At 34.4% G+C, this 18,601-nt stretch carries 23 protein-coding genes; 15 read left to right on the top strand and 8 right to left on the bottom strand.

The genetic code is table 11. The features are described from left to right. Positions 1-107 precede the first annotated feature (107 nt). The 10 genes from DMB95_RS01420 (at position 108) to DMB95_RS01375 (ending at position 7,954) form a co-directional block, all read left to right on the top strand. A complete protein-coding gene (locus DMB95_RS01420; RefSeq protein WP_142930587.1) occupies positions 108-806 on the top strand; it encodes an acylneuraminate cytidylyltransferase family protein in 699 nt (232 codons plus the stop codon). Positions 807-1,223: 417 nt separating this feature from the next. Further along, positions 1,224-1,448 (top strand): hypothetical protein, encoded by a 225-nt coding sequence (locus DMB95_RS01415; RefSeq protein WP_238386831.1) that lies wholly within the window; start codon positions 1,224-1,226, stop codon positions 1,446-1,448. Positions 1,449-1,577: 129 nt separating this feature from the next. Further along, positions 1,578-2,351: a TSUP family transporter gene (locus DMB95_RS01410; RefSeq protein ID WP_142930586.1), complete on the top strand. Its 774-nt coding sequence runs from the start codon at positions 1,578-1,580 to the stop codon at positions 2,349-2,351. Between the two features lie 106 nt (positions 2,352-2,457). Continuing rightward, a complete protein-coding gene (locus DMB95_RS01405; protein ID WP_142930585.1) occupies positions 2,458-3,018 on the top strand; it encodes a CheB methylesterase domain-containing protein in 561 nt (186 codons plus the stop codon). A 33-nt stretch (positions 3,019-3,051) separates the two neighbouring features. Further along, positions 3,052-3,843: a CheR family methyltransferase gene (locus DMB95_RS01400; RefSeq protein WP_142930609.1), complete on the top strand. Its 792-nt coding sequence runs from the start codon at positions 3,052-3,054 to the stop codon at positions 3,841-3,843. Between the two features lie 111 nt (positions 3,844-3,954). After that, a complete protein-coding gene (locus tag DMB95_RS01395) occupies positions 3,955-4,683 on the top strand; it encodes an amino acid ABC transporter ATP-binding protein (RefSeq protein WP_142930584.1) in 729 nt (242 codons plus the stop codon). Positions 4,684-4,704: 21 nt separating this feature from the next. Then, positions 4,705-5,496 (top strand): transporter substrate-binding domain-containing protein, encoded by a 792-nt coding sequence (locus DMB95_RS01390; RefSeq protein ID WP_137632651.1) that lies wholly within the window; start codon positions 4,705-4,707, stop codon positions 5,494-5,496. Further along, positions 5,493-6,245: an amino acid ABC transporter permease gene (locus DMB95_RS01385; RefSeq protein ID WP_137632652.1), complete on the top strand. Its 753-nt coding sequence runs from the start codon at positions 5,493-5,495 to the stop codon at positions 6,243-6,245. Before DMB95_RS01390 ends, DMB95_RS01385 begins: the two co-directional genes overlap by 4 nt. A gap of 25 nt (positions 6,246-6,270) precedes the next feature. After that, positions 6,271-6,951: an amino acid ABC transporter permease gene (locus DMB95_RS01380; protein WP_137632653.1), complete on the top strand. Its 681-nt coding sequence runs from the start codon at positions 6,271-6,273 to the stop codon at positions 6,949-6,951. A gap of 73 nt (positions 6,952-7,024) precedes the next feature. After that, positions 7,025-7,954: a ribose-phosphate pyrophosphokinase gene (locus DMB95_RS01375; RefSeq protein WP_137632654.1), complete on the top strand. Its 930-nt coding sequence runs from the start codon at positions 7,025-7,027 to the stop codon at positions 7,952-7,954. A gap of 26 nt (positions 7,955-7,980) precedes the next feature. Here DMB95_RS01375 and DMB95_RS01370 read toward each other — a convergent pair whose 3' ends face one another. Next, positions 7,981-8,379 (bottom strand): acyl-CoA thioesterase, encoded by a 399-nt coding sequence (locus DMB95_RS01370; protein WP_137632655.1) that lies wholly within the window; start codon positions 8,377-8,379, stop codon positions 7,981-7,983. 11 nt (positions 8,380-8,390) lie between these two features. Next, a complete protein-coding gene (locus DMB95_RS01365; RefSeq protein ID WP_137632893.1) occupies positions 8,391-8,798 on the bottom strand; it encodes an acyl-CoA thioesterase in 408 nt (135 codons plus the stop codon). 95 nt (positions 8,799-8,893) lie between these two features. Between DMB95_RS01365 and ciaB the strand changes: the two genes are divergently transcribed. From ciaB to cysK, 3 genes are all read left to right on the top strand, one after another. Next, positions 8,894-10,747, top strand: a complete 1,854-nt coding sequence (ciaB, locus tag DMB95_RS01360) for an invasion protein CiaB (protein WP_142930583.1) — start codon at positions 8,894-8,896, stop codon at positions 10,745-10,747. Positions 10,748-10,853: 106 nt separating this feature from the next. Beyond that, a complete protein-coding gene (locus DMB95_RS01355; RefSeq protein WP_034902415.1) occupies positions 10,854-11,150 on the top strand; it encodes an HU family DNA-binding protein in 297 nt (98 codons plus the stop codon). 150 nt (positions 11,151-11,300) lie between these two features. After that, positions 11,301-12,215, top strand: a complete 915-nt coding sequence (gene cysK / locus DMB95_RS01350; protein ID WP_137632657.1) for a cysteine synthase A — start codon at positions 11,301-11,303, stop codon at positions 12,213-12,215. Here cysK and DMB95_RS01345 read toward each other — a convergent pair. From DMB95_RS01345 to DMB95_RS01335, 3 genes are read right to left on the bottom strand one after another with little or no spacing between them, the layout of a single operon-like run. Continuing rightward, positions 12,187-12,750 carry an SCO family protein gene (locus DMB95_RS01345; protein WP_142930582.1) on the bottom strand — a complete coding sequence of 188 codons (564 nt, stop codon included), beginning with the start codon at positions 12,748-12,750 and terminating at the stop codon, positions 12,187-12,189. The two genes, cysK and DMB95_RS01345, sit on opposite strands and share 29 nt — an antisense overlap. Positions 12,751-12,758: 8 nt before the next feature. Continuing rightward, positions 12,759-13,208 carry a hypothetical protein gene (locus DMB95_RS01340; RefSeq protein ID WP_142930581.1) on the bottom strand — a complete coding sequence of 150 codons (450 nt, stop codon included), beginning with the start codon at positions 13,206-13,208 and terminating at the stop codon, positions 12,759-12,761. Further along, positions 13,208-13,588, bottom strand: a complete 381-nt coding sequence (locus DMB95_RS01335; protein ID WP_142930608.1) for a copper chaperone PCu(A)C — start codon at positions 13,586-13,588, stop codon at positions 13,208-13,210. Before DMB95_RS01335 ends, DMB95_RS01340 begins: the two co-directional genes overlap by 1 nt. A gap of 255 nt (positions 13,589-13,843) precedes the next feature. Between DMB95_RS01335 and DMB95_RS01330 the strand changes: the two genes are divergently transcribed. Both DMB95_RS01330 and DMB95_RS01325 read left to right on the top strand, forming a co-directional pair. Further along, positions 13,844-14,797, top strand: a complete 954-nt coding sequence (locus DMB95_RS01330) for a L,D-transpeptidase family protein (protein WP_142930607.1) — start codon at positions 13,844-13,846, stop codon at positions 14,795-14,797. After that, a complete protein-coding gene (locus DMB95_RS01325) occupies positions 14,797-15,792 on the top strand; it encodes an alanine racemase (protein WP_142930580.1) in 996 nt (331 codons plus the stop codon). The genes DMB95_RS01330 and DMB95_RS01325 overlap by 1 nt, the downstream gene beginning before the upstream one ends. Here the strand turns inward: DMB95_RS01325 and DMB95_RS01320 are convergent. The 3 genes from DMB95_RS01320 to DMB95_RS01310 form a co-directional block, all read right to left on the bottom strand. Next, complete coding sequence (locus tag DMB95_RS01320) at positions 15,784-16,464, bottom strand: disulfide bond formation protein B (RefSeq protein WP_142930579.1); 681 nt, start codon at positions 16,462-16,464, stop codon at positions 15,784-15,786. The genes DMB95_RS01325 and DMB95_RS01320 overlap by 9 nt on opposite strands. Then, entirely contained in the window at positions 16,442-17,080 is a 639-nt protein-coding gene (locus tag DMB95_RS01315; protein WP_142930578.1) for a thiol:disulfide interchange protein DsbA/DsbL, read from the bottom strand. The genes DMB95_RS01320 and DMB95_RS01315 overlap by 23 nt, the downstream gene beginning before the upstream one ends. A 125-nt stretch (positions 17,081-17,205) precedes the next feature. Further along, a complete protein-coding gene (locus DMB95_RS01310; RefSeq protein ID WP_142930577.1) occupies positions 17,206-18,567 on the bottom strand; it encodes an SLC13 family permease in 1,362 nt (453 codons plus the stop codon). Positions 18,568-18,601 lie beyond the last annotated feature (34 nt).

The raw sequence follows: 18,601 nt of genomic DNA, 5'->3' as shown, positions 1-18,601 counted from the left end.
TTAGTTTTATCTAATCATTTAAAGCTTTTAAATTATAGCAAACATCCCCTTTCGGCTGTAAATCAAATACACCCTAATCTTTCTAAATTAGCTAAAGGAGCATAATCATGAAAGATTTGTGTGCTGTAATCCCTGCAAGATTAGGTAGTTCCAGAATCAAACAAAAAATGTTATTGCCTTTCAATGGATATAGCTTATTAGAATGGAAGATCAAACAGCTTAAAACTATTTTACCGAACAAAAACATTTTTGTTAGCACCGAAAGCGACATCTTAAAAGAAATTGCTTATAAAAATAAAATAAATATACACGAAAGAGAAAGTTATCTTAGTCAAGGACATGAAGCAAGCTTTAGTGAGGTAATTACCGGCATTGTTAAGGATTTAGATTTTAAACACATTGCTTGGATAACTGCTGTTGTGCCTCTTATGTCTCCTAAAGAATATGCTCAAGCCTTTGATGCATATGAAAAATATGTATGTACCTCTGATGAGTATGACAGCTTATTTTCTGCAAATCTATTAAAAGAATATTTTTGGAATGATGCTAAAGCAATAAACTATCAAGCAAATAAAAATCACACTATTAGTCAAGAGCTTCCAAATATCTACAGAGTAACTAATGGGCTTTATATGCGTGATAAGAAATCTATTCTCAAAGATAAGTATTTTTTGGGAAAAAAGCCCTTAAAATTTTGTGTTTCAAAAATTGCTGGTATAGATATAGATGAGTATGAAGATTATGAAATAGCAAAAACAATGCTAAAAATATACAAAAATTTACACACAAAAATAAAGGGCAAATAAGCTATAGGATAAAAGATTTTCAATCTTTCCAATCTTAAAAAATACAACTTTGTAAAAAGAAATAATATAGTAAAAGTTATTACTATGAAAACTATGCTTTAGGTACATAGAAATCCTATGTTTGTTGATATGGGGATAAAAGTAAAAATGCTTGAGAGTTTTTATGAATGCATATCTGTTGACGAACCTTGTGATGTAGTACTATTTGAAAAGCGGCTCTCTAAACAAGGATAGTTTCACTTCGCTTTAAGTCTTAAAAGTACATAATTTAAAAAATAAAAATACTTTAAAGGTAATTATACATGAAAGTGACAAAAACTATTATTTTTTGGTAGTAAAAGTACCATCTATAAAAATAAGGCTTTTAGTGAATTTACTTACTGGAGTCCTCATCTTTATCTTTATAACCCACATACCTTGAAAAAACTTGCACAAAAAGCAAATTTAAGGATTGATTTTATCAAATGCATACAAAGATATCCTCTTTCAAACACTTTATATTGGCTTAGCAATAATTTGCCAGCTGGTCAGAAAAAATGGGGGCATTTTTTGGACAACGAGCTTTTACAAAGAGCCTATGAGGACACTCTAGCTAGCTTAGGGGCAACAGATACTTTGATCGCTCAGTTTAGCAAAAACTAGCTTATTGTCATAAAAGGAAACCAAAGCATTGCAAAACTTCTCTATAAAATAAGCAGTCAATCATTTTAGCTGCTTATTTTATATCTATGTTGGTATTTTTAGCTATAATGCGTCTAAAAAGGATAGAGTATGGAAGGTGTGTTTGAGCTTGCGGGTGTGTATTATGTGATTTTGTTTTTTATCGCTTTATTTGCTGGTTTTATCGACGCTATAGTTGGTGGTGGCGGGCTTATTACTTTGCCAGCTTTGCTTGCAAGTGGCATACCAGCGCATTTATCTTTGGCTACAAATAAGCTTCAAAGTGTTTTTGGCTCTTTTACGGCGACGCTGACTTATTTTAAGGCAAGGACGATGAAGCATTTGGCTTGGGGCGTTGTTTTTACCGGACTTGGAGCAGGACTTGGAGCGTATATAGTCTTGCTGGTAAATGACAAGCACCTTAAACTCATCATTCTTATCTTTTTAAGCCTTACTTTTCTTTACACTCTTTTACGCCCAAATTTAGGCAAGCACAAAAGCAAGGCTAAGATCAAAAATATCAAAATTTTTCATGTGCTTTGTGGGCTTACTTTAGGTTTTTATGATGGATTTTTAGGACCTGGCACAGGCTCGTTTTGGATCTTTGCTTGTGTGGCTTTTTTAGGCTATGATATGAAAAATGCAAGCATTAATACAAAAATCCTTAATTTCTCAAGCAATATCGTTGCTTTGGCGATTTTTTTGTGGCATTATGAGGTGCTTTGGCTTGTAGGATTTTTAATGGGTTTTGCTCAGATTGTGGGGGCATTTTTAGGCTCTAAATTAGTGCTTAAAACGCAAGGTGCCTTTATCAAAAAGCTCTTCTTAATCGTCGTTGGCGCAACTATACTTAAGGTTACTTGGGATTATTTTTCGCAGTTTTGATGAAAAATTATATTTTTTGGTTGAAATTATGGCTTTTATGCTACAATATCACTTTTAATTGTTAAACTTTTAAAATCAATATTGATTGTGAAGGAAGCTTAAACTGATGAAAATTATACTTATAGGCTCTTCAACAGGTGGTCCAAATCAACTTAAATTTTTACTTAAAGATATGGAACTTAAAGATACTTGCGTCGTAATCGCTCAGCATATGAGTGTAAATTTTATCCCTTCTTTTGTGAAGCAGTTTAACAAAGAAGCTCTTGCTGAAGTCGTTATGGCAAACGATAAAGAAGCTTTGCAACATGGTAAAATTTATATTTGTCAGCAAAATACTATCTTAAGTGGAGCTTTGAATATCTTTTTAAATTTTAGTGAAGAATGCACGAATTTTAAGCCCAATGTTGATTTACTTTTCAAATCAGCTCTGGATTTATCAAAAACAAATAAAATTATAGCAGTTCTTTTAACAGGTATGGGAGATGATGGAGCTAAAGGCTTGTTTGACTTATATAAAGTTGGTGTAAAATGTCTGTGTGAAAACGAAAAAGATAGCATAGTGTATGGTATGCCAAAAAAAGCAAAACAACTTAACCCAGAGCTGAAGCAAATGAGCTTGTTTGAGATTAAAAACGAATTGACTAAATTCGTTAAAAACGAAGAATAACATATGTCGTCATGGGGGGGGGGCATTCATTATATGAAAAATGAAATTATCAGCATAAGCGAAGCTGAACTTTTTAATTTTATCAAGATTATCAACGAAATGAGCGGTATAGATTTAAGTGAGAAAAAAAGTAGCTTAAATATCAAACTTAATAGCTTTTTAAAAGAGTTAAAAATAACTAGTTTTAAGGAATTTTTATTGCGCTTGCACTATGATAAAAGCTTAAAGCAAAAAACGCTTGATTTTATCTCAGTCAATGAGACTTATTTTTATAGAGAGCTTACCCAGCTTAAGGAAGTGGTGTATTATCTAAAAAGTCTTGATAAGCCAACTAGCGTTTTAAGCGCACCTTGCTCAAGTGGCGAGGAGGTGTATTCTTTGGCTATACTTGCGGCTTTAAATTCGGTTAAAGATGTGCATATTACAGGTATAGATTTAAGTGATAAGATGATTACAAAAGCAAAGCTTGGGCAGTATAAAGGAAGAAGTCTTGATCGTTTGGGCGAGAGTGAGAAAAAGCGTTTTTTTACTGCAGAAAATGGTATTTATTCGATTAAAAAAAGCGAACTTTGTCGGTGCCGTTTCGAGCTTTGTAATGTTTTTGAGGATACATTTTTAAAGCTTGGTAAATTTGATGTGATACTTTCAAGAAATATGATGATTTATTTTGATTATGAATCAAGACTTGATCTTATGCACCGCTTTTATAAGATTAGTAATGCAAATGCTAGGTTATATGTAGGAAATTCTGATCTTATACCAGAAAGTGAGTATTTTACTAAGGTTTTTGCTCCGCGAGGTGGGACTTATTATGTAAGAAATTGAGTAAAATTTTTAGATTGGCTGAATTTTTTTATGAATTCAGTTTTTTTTAAAAAAAATATCATATAATTTTTTATTTATTAAATTTAAGATTTTAACAATAAAGGCTTTATTTTGATCGAACTTAAACATGTCAATAAATTTTACGGCTCCCATCAAGTCTTAAAAGATATCAATTTAAGTATAAAAGATGGCGAAAAACTCGTTATCATAGGACCTTCTGGCTCTGGTAAATCAACAACTATTCGCTGTATGAATGGACTTGAGGAAGTAAGTTCTGGGGAAGTTTTTGTAGGTGGGATTAAACTCACTCCTAAAACAAAAACTCAAATTTGTAGAAAATATTGTGCTATGGTGTTTCAGCATTTTAATCTCTACCCTCATATGAGCGTGCTTGAAAACTTAACCTTAGCCCCTATAAAACTTCAAAAAAAGAGTAAAAAAGAAGCCGAAGAAATAGCCTATAAATACCTTAAAGTCGTAGGTTTGGTGGATAAGGCAAAAGTCTATCCAGCCACACTTTCAGGCGGACAACAACAGCGCGTTGCCATAGCAAGAAGCCTTTGCACGCAAAAACCTTACATACTTTTTGATGAGCCAACTTCAGCTCTTGATCCAGAAACTATACAAGAAGTTTTAGATGTTATGCGTGAAATTTCTCATCAAAGCAATACTACTATGGTAGTAGTTACCCATGAAATGGGCTTTGCAAAAGAAGTAGCTGATAGGATAATCTTTATGGAAGATGGAGCCATAGTTGAAGAAAATATCCCATCTAGCTTTTTTGAAAACCCAAAAACTCAAAGAGCTAAAGAATTTTTAGGAAAAATCCTTAATCATTAAAATTCAAACAAAGGAGAAAGAATGAATTTAAAGAAAATTGTAGCAGTTGCAAGCCTTGCCCTTGCATTCATAGCTTGTGGATCAAATAATTCACAAGAAAGCAAAGGTTCTGGGGCTCTTGAAGCTATAAAGAGTAGGGGAGAGCTTATAGTTGGTGTGAAAAATGATGTGCCTCATTTTGCCCTTTTAAATCAAGCTACAGGGCAGATAGAAGGCTTTGAAGTTGATGTTGCAAAAGCTTTAGCCAAAGAGCTTTTAGGCGATGAAAATAAAATCAAACTCATTCCAGTAAATGCAAAAACTAGAGGTCCAGCTCTTGATAATGGCTCTGTTGATCTTGTCATTGCTACCTTTACCATAACTGAGGAAAGAAAAAAGGCATTTAACTTCTCTACGCCTTATTATAAGGACTCTGTAGGGCTTTTAGTGCTTAAAGAAAAAGGCTATAAAAGCATAGCTGATATGAATGGTGCAAATATAGGCGTTGCTCAAGCTGCTACTTCAAGAAAAGCACTTGATGAGGGTGCAAAAGCAGCTGGAGTAAGTGTGAGTTTTAGCGAATTTCCTGATTATCCAAGCATAAAAGCAGCTCTTGATGCAAAAAGAGTTGATGCTTTTAGTGTTGATAAATCAATCTTGCTTGGTTATGTTGATGAAAAAAGTGAAATTTTACCAGATAATTTTGCTCCTCAAGAATACGGCATAGTGAGCAAAAAAAGCAATAGCGATCTTGCAGGTTTTGTTGATGAATTTGTAGGTAAAAATACAGCCCTTTTTGAAGAACTCGCAAAGAAATGGAAACTTGCTGAATGAGTGAAAATATAGGCTTTGTCAAGTGGCTTGAGAACCTTTTCATCTCTTTAAATATTTATGATGAAAATAGTTCAAATCCGCTTGCCTTATGGAAATTTATTGACGCTTTAAATCATAGCGATCGCTTTTTAAGTGGTTTTGCTTATACGCTTTCAGTGAGTGTTTTAGCTCTTGCTATAGCCCTTATTTTTGGCACTATAGGCGGAGTTATGGCTACAAGTAAAAATAAATTCCTTAAAGCCTATACAAGGGTGTATGTGGAGATTTTTCAAAACACACCCCTTGTGATACAAATTTTTTTCTTATATTTTGCCTTGCCTCCACTTGGCATTCATTTAGATATCTTTTTAGTCGGTGTTTTAGGCGTGGGTGCGTATCATGGTGCTTATGTGAGTGAAGTGGTGCGAAGTGGCATACAAGCTGTGCCAAAAGGACAATTTGAAGCAGCAAGCTCTCAAGGCTTTACTTATATACAGCAAATGCGTTATATCATCGTGCCTCAAACCATTAAGATTATCCTGCCTCCACTTACCAATCAAATGGTCAATTTGATTAAAAATACCTCAGTTTTACTTATCGTAGCAGGTGGAGAGCTTATGTATCAAGCTGATATTTATGCAGGAGAAAATCTCAACTATGCTCCAGCATATATTTTTGCGGCGTTTTTGTATTTTATAGTGTGCTATCCTTTGGCGTATTTTGCCAAAGCTTATGAGGATAGGCTCAAAAAAGCTCATCTTGCAAGGTAAAGCAAGGCTAAAATAAAGGAAAAAAATGGAAAATGTTTTTAATGCACAAAATTTTGCCTTTTTAGGACATGGGCTTGTTTTAACACTTATTATTGCTTTTGCAACTTGTGTGATTTCTATAGCACTTGGCACTTTTTTGGCTATCATTCGCAATTATGGCGATCGTTTCACTAAAAGCCTTGCGACTTTTTATATAGAAGTATTTAGAAATTCACCCTTGCTTTTGTGGATGCTTGCTGCTGTTTTTGTTTTGCCAAATTTCTTTAGTTTGCCAAGCTTTATCAGTGCAAGCTATGCAAGTGCTTTTTGGGGGACTATAGGCTTTTCACTTTATACAAGCTCGGTTATGGCTGAAATCATTCGTGGAGGGCTAAACTCTATCCCAAAAGGGCAGTTTGAGGCAGCGTATTCTCAAGGCTTTAGCACCTTTTTTACGCTTTTTTATATCATCTTGCCTCAAACCTTTCGCAAGGTTATTCCTTCTATGCTTTCCCAAGTTGTAACGACGATTAAGGATACTTCTTTTTTGGCTGGACTTCAAATCGCAGAGCTTACTTACCAGTCAAAAATACTGCTTGCTCAGCTTAAAAGCTTTGATCAAATTCTAGCCATGATTGCTTTGGTTGCTGGGGTGTATTTTGTGATTTGTTTTGCGCTTTCAAGCTTGGTAAGGTATTATGAGAAAAAAACAGCTTATGCGTTTTAGCACTTTTGTTTTTTGTGCGTATTAGTTATTTTTGGTTATAATTATTTTTTGAATTTGACACAAAAGGCTTATCATGCGTGGTTATAAAATTTTTTCTGGTTCAGCGAATATAGAATTTGCAAAAAAAATTTCAAAATACCTTTCTTTACCCATTAGCAATGCCGGCGTAAAACGTTTTAGTGATGGCGAGATTAGCATACAAATCGATGAAAGTGTGCGTGGTAAAGATGTCTTTATCATACAAAGTACTTGCGCACCAACAAATGATAATCTCATGGAAATGCTTATACTCACAGATGCATTAAAAAGATCAAGCGCAAGTTCTATCACGGCTATTATTCCTTATTTTGGCTATGCAAGACAAGATAGAAAAGCTATGCCTAGAGTGCCTATCACGGCTAAGCTTGTTGCTAATTTAATGCAAACGGCTGGTATTAACAGAGTCGCTACTATTGATCTTCACGCAGGACAAATTCAAGGCTTTTTTGATATTCCTGTGGATAATTTATATGGAAGTATAGTGTTTAGCCAATACATACAAGGAAAACATTTTAAAAATCCTATTATCGCAAGTCCAGATATTGGTGGCGTAGCACGAGCTAGGAGTGTAGCTAAAAGTTTGGGGCTTGATCTTGTTATCGTTGATAAACGTCGCGAAAAAGCAAATGAAAGCGAAGTGATGAATATCATCGGTGATGTTAAGGATAAAGAAGTCATTTTAGTTGATGATATCATCGATACAGCTGGATCTATCACTAAAGCTGCTGAAGCCTTTAAACAAAATGGAGCAAAATCTGTGATGGCATGCTGTACTCACGCTGTGCTTAGTGGCTTAGCTTATGAAAGGATAGCTAAAGATAGCCTTGATGAGCTTGTTGTAACTGATACTATACCTTTACGCGAGGAATTATCCAAAATCAAAGTCTTAAGCGTAGCTCCTATTTTTGGTGAGGTAATTCGCCGCGTATATCATAATGAAAGTGTAAATTCTTTATTTATTTAAGTTTAAATTTAGCTCTTAAAAAAGAGCTAAAAACAGCCTTGTTTTTCTTTATCTAAAAGGCTAAGATCGATTTTCTTTCCATTTTTATCAAGACTTACAAAAGTCGCTTCAGCGCTTATAACTTCTTTTTTGAGGCTAAAGCCTTGAGTATCCAGCCTTTTTAAGTCTATGTGAAGCTGAATTTTGATCGAACTTTTACCAAGTTTTGTAATCCTTGCAAAGCACAAAACATAATCACCTACCAAAATCGGCTCTTTGAAATGAATGTTATTCATCGCTATAGTTACACTTCTTTGCCCGGTAAGCTCTTTAACAGCCACACCAGCAGCAAGATCAAGTTGTTTGCTTACCCAACCTGCGCTGATCTTGCCTTCTTTGTCAATATCGCTTGGCATAGCTATGGTTTTAATCAAAGCTTCTTGCATGATTTATCTTTTCAAGCAAAGCCGTGAAGTCTTTTAAGCTCGGGTTCTATTGGCTTTTTCTTTCCATCTTTTGTTACGCTTACATAAGTAACGATGGCTGAAGTTACTGGCACACACATAGTAAAGCCCTCTTCGCTTACTCGATCAGCAATTACTTCGACTTCAACAGTGATAGAAGTGTTTCCAGCTTTAATCACTTTTGCATAACAACACACTATATCGCCTACATACACAGGTTGCTTAAATACAACTCTATCCATAGATATAGTTACAGTTCGCTCAGGTGCAAGTTCTCTTGCTGCAACCGTTCCAGCAAGGTCGATTTGCGACATGATCCAGCCCCCAAAGATATTGCCGGCTGGGTTTGTATCACTTGGCATAGCGACTATTTTTAGTTTTGCTTCGCCCATATCTTTTATCGCTGTTTTTTGTATAGAATCTAAATTTGGCATTTTTACTCCTTGTTTTAAAATTTAAATTATAATCAATTTTTCACAACAACAAAGGATAAAAGATGAATAATTTTAAAAGCCTAGCCAAACTTACTCACAAAAGAAAACAAAAAATCAATGCGTATTATGATCATATCGCTTCTTTTAAGAACTTACCAAGTGAATTTCAAAATGCCCTTTTACTCTGCGAACTTGAAGATAATGAAAACACCAGACTTGCTATTTTACGCCGTTTTGTTGATCTTAAAGAAGAAGCATTAAAGCAAGAGCTTGAAAAGGCGAATTTTTCAAAAGAAAAGATTAAAGACATAATGTATCAAATTTATGATGAAGTAAGGAAATTTTATGAAAAAGAACACGAGGATTTGATTAAAGAGCTACAATCTGCTCAAATTTTAGATGAGTTTTATACAGCACTTATTCAAAGTGTGCATCAAATAGGACAAGTGATAAATGTGTGGCAAAGTAAATGGAGCAAGCTCATCTTAGATGAAAACAATGCTTTTTTGGCACGAGAATTTAAGGAGTTAAAAGAAGCTTTGCATTTTTTAAAAACAAATAAGCTGTATCAAAAAGATGAAAAAGATCAGCCTTGTGAGCGAAGTTATGGGGCTTTGATGAAAGATGACAAGGGCTTTAAATTTGCTCCTTATGCGGTGGTATTTAAAGAAGAAGTGCTGGCTTTAGAAAGGTTTTTTGATGAATGCCTTGCAAATTTGCAATCAAAAGCTAAAGAAAAAGAACATCTTGCTTATATAAAGTATCTTGAAAAACTCAAATTTGCGTTTTGCGAAAAGGATAATGATAAAGTGATTTGGCGTTGGCAAGAAGCTGAACTTGCTTGGCTTGAGGTTGGCTCTTCTTTACAAGTGGCTCATCCGCTTGAGTATTATGAGGACAATTACACGCATGCAGTAGCGTTAGAATGGGATATTCGCTTAAATGATGAAAGTGAATTTGACGCTAAAGCCTTTATCAAAGATATAAAACAAAGTTTTAAAACTCTTTATGAAAGTCTTGATATAAAAGATCAAGCCCTATTTGATGAAGTGCAAAATAATCTTGATAAAACACAGCTTTATATTTGTATGCCTATGCTTTTTTATGGGGCGGAGCTTAATGGCTTGTTTTCAGCTCAAGTTGTGCCAAATGATGAGTTTGTAAGCGCTAAGGCTGGTAAAAAAATCTTTGCTTTTTTGAATTTTGTGTATGAAAATACCAAAAGTAAGCCTTTTATGAAACTTGCAAGTGAAATTTTTGAAAAGGATTTTTTAAGTTATGGTAGAGAAATTTTATTTTTTAATGAGAAATTATGGAAAAAAGTCTATGAAATTTCAACTATAGGGCATGAGTTTGGGCATATTTTTTTCATTAGCAAGGAAAGCGAAAATTTGATGAATCAAAGTGGCGTATTTAAAAATATAGAAGAGTTTAAAGCCACAGCTGGCGGATTAGTAAGCTTTTTCTTGCACGAACAAGAGAACTTAAAGTTACCTGTTTTTCACGAACTTATCAAAAGAGCGGTTGGACTTATCGCTTGGCAAAAAGTTGAGGAGGTAAAGCCTTATTATACTGAAGGCTTGATCCATTTAAGCTTGCTTTTTAAAACAAAAGTATTGCATTTTAATGAAGAAAAGTTGAGTATTGACTTTACTTTAGAAGGCTATGAGCGCTTTAAAGAAGAGTTTTTACGCACTTATGCAATGCTAGCTAAACATTATATGCAAAGAAAAGATGCAAGTGAGTTTTTATCTTGTTTTTGCGTGCTTAAAGATGAAGTATTTTTGCCTTTAGATAAGGAGTGTAGGGAATTTGTGTTATATTATTATAAACGATATGAAGAAATAGGCAATGAACTTGATAAAAGTGGCGAATTTGAATATTATAAAGCAAAAAGCCTGAAACACAAGCTCTAAAAGCCTAAAATTTTACAAATTATAATGAAAATTATATAAAAACTCTTGCAAAAGCATTTAAAATATGCTAGAATTAGGCACTTTTTATCTTAACAAAGGAGCTTTTATGACTAAAGCAGATTTCATTTCAAAAGTTGCTCAAACTTCTGGGCTTACAAAAAAAGACGCTACAGCTGCTACAGATGCAGTTATCGCTACTATTACCGAACTTTTAACAAAAGGTGATACTATCAGCTTTATCGGCTTTGGAACTTTCTCAACTGCAAAAAGAGCTGCAAGAACAGCTAGAGTTCCAAGCACAGGAAAAACTATCCAAGTTCCTGCAACAAATGTAGCTAAATTCAAAGTAGGTAAAAACCTTAAAGAAGCTGTTGCTGGCGGTAAAGCTAAAAAGAAAAAATAATTTTTAATTTTAGCCCAAAAAGGCTAGAGCTTTTCTAGCCTTTTGTATTGATTTTCTTTTTTTCACTCTTTTTTTATCTCGTTTTATTTCTTTTTAAACTTTTAGTATGTAAAATGCAAAGGTATTTTATCTTATTAAAAGGAGTTGGTATTGAAAGTATATCAAAATGTTACCGAACTTATCGGTAGGACGCCACTCATAGCCTTAAAGGGCTTTGGAGAAAACTTATATGGCAAATGTGAGTTTTTAAACCCGAGTCATTCGATCAAAGATAGAGCTGCATTTGCGATGATTAAAAATGCTCTTGATACAGGGAAGATCAACAAAGACACAACTATCATTGAATGCACGAGCGGAAATATGGGAATTTCTTTGGCGATGATTTGTGCTGATTTGGGGCTTAAAATCATCATTGCTATGCCAGAATCCATGAGTATAGAACGAAGAAAAATGATGCTTTTCTTTGGTGCAAAACTTGAGCTAACACCAGCTAGCGAAGGTATGAAAGGAGCATATAATAAAGCTTTGGCTTTAAAAGAGCAAATAAAAAACTCTTTTATACCAAGTCAATTTGAAAATTTGGCTAATAAAAACACACATAGAGAAAACACGGCTCTTGAAATTTTAAACGATCTTGATGGAAAAATCGACTTTTTTGTCGCTGGTTTTGGCACTGCAGGCACGATTAGTGGCGTGGGTGAAGTGCTTAAAGAAAAGCTTGGTGATAAAGTAAAAATTGTAGCCATAGAGCCTCAAAGTTCACCACTTCTAAGTAAAGGACAGGCTGGCGGACATAAAATTCAAGGCATAGGAGCAAATTTTATCCCAGAAATTTTAAATCAAAAAGTCATTGATGAGATACAAACTATCAGCAATGAAGATGCGATTAATACAGCTAAAGCTTTGGCTAGAAAAAATGGCTTAATGGTTGGAATTTCAAGTGGGGCAAATGTATTTGTGGCGAGCAAAATCGCTCAAGCACACCCAGATAAGATTATCGTAACTATGCTTAATGATACAGCAGAAAGGTATCTTTCTACTGATTTGTTTGCTGATCTAGCATAAGAAAACGCTCAAAAGCATTGTGTAGGCTTTTTTGACTAAGATCTGAAATTCTTTGAAAAAGCTTACCCTTGCTATCAAATAAAAATAATTCGTTGCTGTGTGCTATAGAATACTCTAAAGCAGAGTCTTTAAGTGGCACTTTTTTATAAATCACGCCGTAGTTTTGAGCAAGTATTGCAAGCTCATTTTCATCTTGTGCAAGCAAGGTGGTTGAATTCGTATAAAAATATCTTAGCCATTCATTTGTCGCTTTTATATCCTTGTCTCTTTGCGGATCAAGCGAGATAAAAAGCAAGAAAATTTCATTGTTTTTAAATTTTTTAAGTTCATTTGATATAAGGGCTAGAGTCGCTGGACACACATCAGGACAATAACTAAAGCCAAAATACACGATAAGCTTTTTACCTTCAAAATCCTTTAAGCTTACCTTACCTTGCTCTGAATTAAGTAAAAAATCGTATTTTTTTTCAGTCTCAAAACACCCAATAATACTTACAATCGCAACACAAAGTATCAAAAAACCTATCTTTTTCATAACACAACTCATCTTTTTACATCAAAATCAAAATAAAAATCAAGCTTTTCTTCACCCTCAAAAAATTCCATTCTAAAACGCATAATATCGATCACACAAGCACTTAAGACTATATTTGCTTTATAAGAATTTGAGTGTATTTTTTCAAAGCTTGGTACTATGTCGCCCATATACATATTTAGCCCATAAATTCGAGCATTAAGCTTTTTATAATCGCCCAAGTTTTCAAGTATAAGTTCAAATTCTTGCAAAGAAACAAGAGGTTTAAGACTTGTTTTTACCAGCACTTTTTTACCCTTAAAATCAAACATACAATCTTTTACATTAAGATCGCATTCTAAAGGTTTTAGCTCGCTAATAAGCTCTCTTTTACCTTGTGTTTTAGTGGTGTTTAGCACGACAAAAAATGCCAAAATGCCAAGCAAAACAAGGGCAAAAAAGAAAATTTTTTTATACATCACTTTGTTACAAAGCTTTTGCTTGGTAGGTTTTTAAGTATTATTTTTTCTTTATTGTCAAAATATAGCTCAAGATGTGTTTGTGTGTTTTCATTAACATTTGTATCAAAAAGCATGATATGATCGCCTCCACTTTGAAGTATGGCTTTTGAATGTGCTTTGATAACGATCTTATCCACAGCTTGCATATGCGAATGCGCGTGCGTATGAAGTTCGACTTTTTGTGTGAGATTGCTTGTGGCTTTGATCAAAGCGATATCTTTATCTGTATTGTTGTAAATGCTTAAAAAAATAGCTGTATTTTTTCTATTTGGCGGAGTTTGCAAGATATAGGCGTTCTTAATGATTATAGAGCCATTATTAAGCGCAAAATCACTCATCAAGCCCTGATCTTTACTATGTATATGCTCGTGTGCAAAACCTAAAATAACACAGCTTAAAAAAGCCAAAATAATCCTTTTCATCATTAATCCTTTAAAAATATATCCTAAAGCCTTAATTCTAGCATAATAAATGCAATAAATACAAAAATATAAGTAAAATTAAGTATTTTATAGTATAATTTTTCTTTTAGAAAATTCATCAAAAACTTATCGAAAGGGTGATTTGTGTTAAAGTTAAGATTTATCACTATAATGTTGTGCTTGTTTTCTTTAAGCGAGGCGTCAAATTTGGCTAAAATTTATCTTAATGAAGGCTTAGAAGCTGTTGGAAGAGAGCTTGAAAAGGAGCTTGCAAATAAGGATTTTTGGGCTGAAGAGCTTAAAGGTAAAGATGTGTCTTTGGGCTATTATGATGAAGAATCAACTATCATTGTTACAAACAAAACAGAAAAAACTTTTAAAGTGTTTCGCTATCAAGATGGCAAACTCACTCAAGAATTTGATCAAAAAAACACCCTAACCGGATTGATGGGCGATAAAGAAATCGAAGGGGATTTAAAAACTCCTATAGGATTTTATGAGCTTGGTAAGAAATTTACACCGCCAACGACTTATTATGGACATTATGCCTTTGCAACAACTTATCCAAATTTGCTTGATAGAGTGCAAGGAAAAACAGGCGGGGGTATATGGATACATGGCTATCCGCTTGATGGATCAAGGCTTGATGAGTATAAAACAAGAGGTTGTATAGCTTTATATAATGATGTTTTAAAAGAATTTACAAAGCTCATTGAAAATCGTAAAGAAGTATTTGCTATGACAGAAGAAAAAGAGGTTGTAAGAGCAAATACTGATGAAATCGCTGCTTTGCTTGCTTCGCTTTTTGCTTGGAAGCACAGCTGGACGATTAGTGATACAAAAACTTATCTTAGCTTTTATGATGAGAAGGATTTTAGACGTTTTGATAAGAAAAAATTCAACGAATTTGCAGCGATGAAAAGGGCTATTTTTTCTAAAAATGAAAGAAAAACGATTAAATTTTCAAAGATTAGCATAAGTCCATATCCAAATATCAAAAACGAAAAGCTTTTTAGGATATCTTTTTATGAGGATTATTACGCTCCAAGTTATCAATTTCGTGGCAATAAGCTTTTGTATGTAAAGCTTAAAAACGGAAAAATGCAAATCATCGCAGAGCAATAATGGCTTTTATTAGGCTTGATCAAAAAGCTTACGAACATAATCTTACTTTGCTTGCTAAAAAGGCAGGTGGCTTTCATAGGTTGATTTGTGTCTTTAAAAATAATGCTTATGGGCATGGAGTGAAGCTTTTAGCTCCTATTGCAAAGTCCTTGGGAGTGAATTTTATCGCTCTTAAAAATCAACAAGAAGCTCTTGAGCTTCAAGGGCTTTTTCCTCGTATACTTATACTTTCTCATCGTCCAAACGGCGATGAAAGAACTGATTTTATCTATGCTTTGAATGATAAAGAAGATTTGCATAAATTTAAAAAAGGCACGAGCTTACATCTTGTGATTGATACGGGTATGCATAGAAACGGCATTAGTCTTGATGAGCTTGAAGAAGTGTATCAAAATGCGTGTGATTTGGGCTTGAAAGTAGAGGGCATTTTTACACATTTTGCAGGGGCTGATGAGTATGATTCAAGCTTTTTTGTACAAAAACAAAAATTTCAACTCGCTAAAGAAAAGGCGCAAAAACTTAACCCAAATTTGCTTTTTCATTCGCATAATTCCGCTGCTTTGCTTCGTTGCAAAAGTCTTGATGAAGATGAATTATGCCGTGTTGGTTTGGCTCAGTTTGGTTATAGTGAATACAACACAAATTTACAAAAAGTATTAAGCCTTTACGCACAAAAACTTAGCTCAAGAGTGCTTCAAAAAGGACAGAGTGTAGGTTATGGCGGACGTTTTAGTGCGAGTAAAGATATCGCTATAAGTACCTATGATTTGGGGTATGCAGATGGGCTTTTTCGCTTTGATGGCACAGGAGAATTAAAGTTAGCAAATGGAGAAAAGCTTTTAGGACGTATGTCAATGGATAGTTTCTCGTGCAAAGATTTGGGCGATGAAGTTTGTGTATTTAATGATGCTAGAGTGTGGGCGAGTTTTTTTCATACTATAGAGTATGAAATTCTTGTCAAACTTTCTCCTTTAATCCCAAGAATTTTATGCTAAAAAGATCAAGCTTATAGTCAAACAAAATGTAAGCAAGCCAAATTTGTATTCTTTGAGTGCAAAACGCACAAAACTATACAAACTAAGAAGTAAAAAAAAGCCAAAGATAAGCATGCAAGCTGTAGCCATATTGATAAATTCAAATGAAGGTAGTAAATACCAGCCTTTGCTATATAAGCCATCACTAAAACCATGTTCTAAAGTGCCGATAAAAAACTCTTGCACCAAGCTAAGCTGAGCGTCTTGGCTCACTCTTGGAGCATCAAAACCACAACTTCCACTAATAGCAAAAAGACTAGGCAAAAGCTCATGCAAGGCAAGCTTAAAGGGAAAATGAGGTGTATTAGAACAAGCATTTATACCAAAAGGATTATCCGCTTTTATGGCTTCATAGCTATGCAAAAGCATCAAGCATGCCTTAAATCCTAGAAAAATCGCCCAAAAAACAAAAGCATACGCCACGCTTTTAAGCCAGCCAAGCTTAAAATACCCCACAACACTCGCACATAAAATTACACTGAAGGCAAAACGCACATACACGCATTGTTCGCAAGGCTGCATAAAAAGATAATGCTGTAAAAAAAAGTGAGAATAAAGCAAAGAAAGCAAACTAATGCTAAAAAGCCAGAGCCATAAGGCTTGGCTTGATTTATTTTTGTTTGATAAGTTCATCAACAACCTTGATCAGTTCATCTAAACCTTTAATCTCCGCCATTTTGATGATATACTTGCCACCAACGATAAAGGTTGGTGTGCCGCCGTATTGACTTAATGCTCCATAACTTTTATCAAAATCATTATAGACTTTTTGTCCTTCAGCGCTTGCTAAGAATCGCTCTAATTCAGCCTTTGAAATGCCAAGTGTTTTAAGTCCAAGCTCGCTAAAACTCGCTGAGTTTGCGTAGTTTTGCTTTCTTTCAAAAAGAGCAGTATAATACGCATCACTAAGTTTGTGGGTGAGGCTGTCATGAGCAAGAATATTTTTTTTATTTGTAGTATCCTTTGCAAGTGCATAGGCGTAAAGTTGGGCAAATTCCTCGCCAAACTGACCGCCTTTTACAGGATAAAGCTTGGTGTTTAAATTTGGTAATTTTTCTTTTATCTTAGCTAGAGTGTTGAATTTGTGGTGTGTGTAGCAGGCTATACAAGAGAAGCTAAACACTTCTATGACAGAGTTTTGCTCATTGGCAATGGGAGTTTTTAACACTTCATATTCTTTACCTTCACTTAAAGCAAAAGCATTTAGTGTCATAAATGCCACAAGTAAAAGAGCTTTGAATTTTTTCATCTTTTTTCCTTATGTTTGAATTTTATTATAATGATACTTTATTTTGTTAAATCATTGTTTAAAGGGAATTGCAGGTTTGAGTTTTTACCTAGCCAAAGTTTTTACTTTAGCTAGGTTAGCAAAGCTTAAAGCCAGAACAAATATGCTGCTATGGCGATGATGATGGAGCAAAGCACATTTAAGCGAATGCCAGCTTTTACCATTTCTTGTTGTTTGATATGTCCGGTGCCATATACTATGGCATTTGGCGGAGTGGCAACAGGAAGCATAAATGCACAACTTGCTCCTATGGCGATAATGAGTGCAAGTCCAAGTGCAGGCACACCCAAAGAATCAGCTATAGAGATGAAAAGCGGCACAAGCAAGGCTGCTGAAGCTGTGTTTGAGGTAAATTCGGTTAAAAATACGATAAATGCACCAACGATTAAGGCGATTAAAAAGATATTTTTCCCATTGATAAGCAAGACTATGCCATCAGCCATTACTTTACTTGCTCCGCTATCTTTTAAGATAATGCTTAAAGTTATACCACCTCCAAAGAGTAAAAGCACACCCCAATCAGTGTTTTTTTGCACTCTCTTCCAATCAATCACCCCACTTGCACACACTAAAACAGCAGCAAGTATAGCGATAATGCTATCAAAGTTTTTAATACTCTTTGCATCAAAAAGAGCAGCAAAAAGCGGCGAGATATATGAGCTAAATACCCAGCACAAAGCGATAAAGATAAAGATAGCTAGAGTAATGTATTTGTTTTTATCCATAGGGATAAGTTCTTCATCTACGCTAAAACGTTGATCAAGCTTTGGTTTAAAAGTCATATAAAGCACAAAAATCATCAAAGGCATTAAAATAACAACCATAGGAATGCCATATTGCAACCACTGGGCAAAAGTAATATTAAGCTGAGTAGCAACTATCGCATTTGGTGGTGTGCCAACAAGCGTGCCTATACCACCAATACTTGCACTATACGCTACTCCTAAAAGCACAAACACATAAGTATTTCTTTCTTTTGTTGCGTCAATTTGTGAAAGCATACCAATAGCAAGAGGAAGCATCATCGCTGCTGTAGCGGTATTACTCATCCACATTGATAAAAAGGCAGTGGTAGAAAATATATAAAAAATAGAAAGTGCAAATTTGCCATTTGCAAGTCTTAAAACGCGTTGAGCGATAACCTTATCAAGTTCTTGATAGTGCATAGTCGCAGCCAAAGCAAAGCCACCAAAAAATAAAAAAATATTTGAATCAGCAAAGCTTACTAAAGACTTTTCCACGCTCATAAGTCCTGTTAAAACGGCTAAAATGGGGATTAAAATCGCTGTTACGGTTACATGGATAATCTCACTAAGCCATAAAATAGCAACAAAAACAAGTATAGCTAAGCCTTTATTTACCTTTTCATCAAAGGGTAAAAAGGCGAGCAAACATGCAAATAAAATAACATCAATTACAAAAATAGCAATTTTCATTTGTTTAGACATTTTTTTCTCCTATTTTTAAATTCTGTTTTTATTA

The sequence above is a fragment of the Campylobacter sp. MIT 12-8780 genome (genome assembly GCF_006864535.1).
GTDB lineage: Bacteria > Campylobacterota > Campylobacteria > Campylobacterales > Campylobacteraceae > Campylobacter_D.
This window is presented reverse-complemented; position numbering and strand designations above follow the sequence as displayed.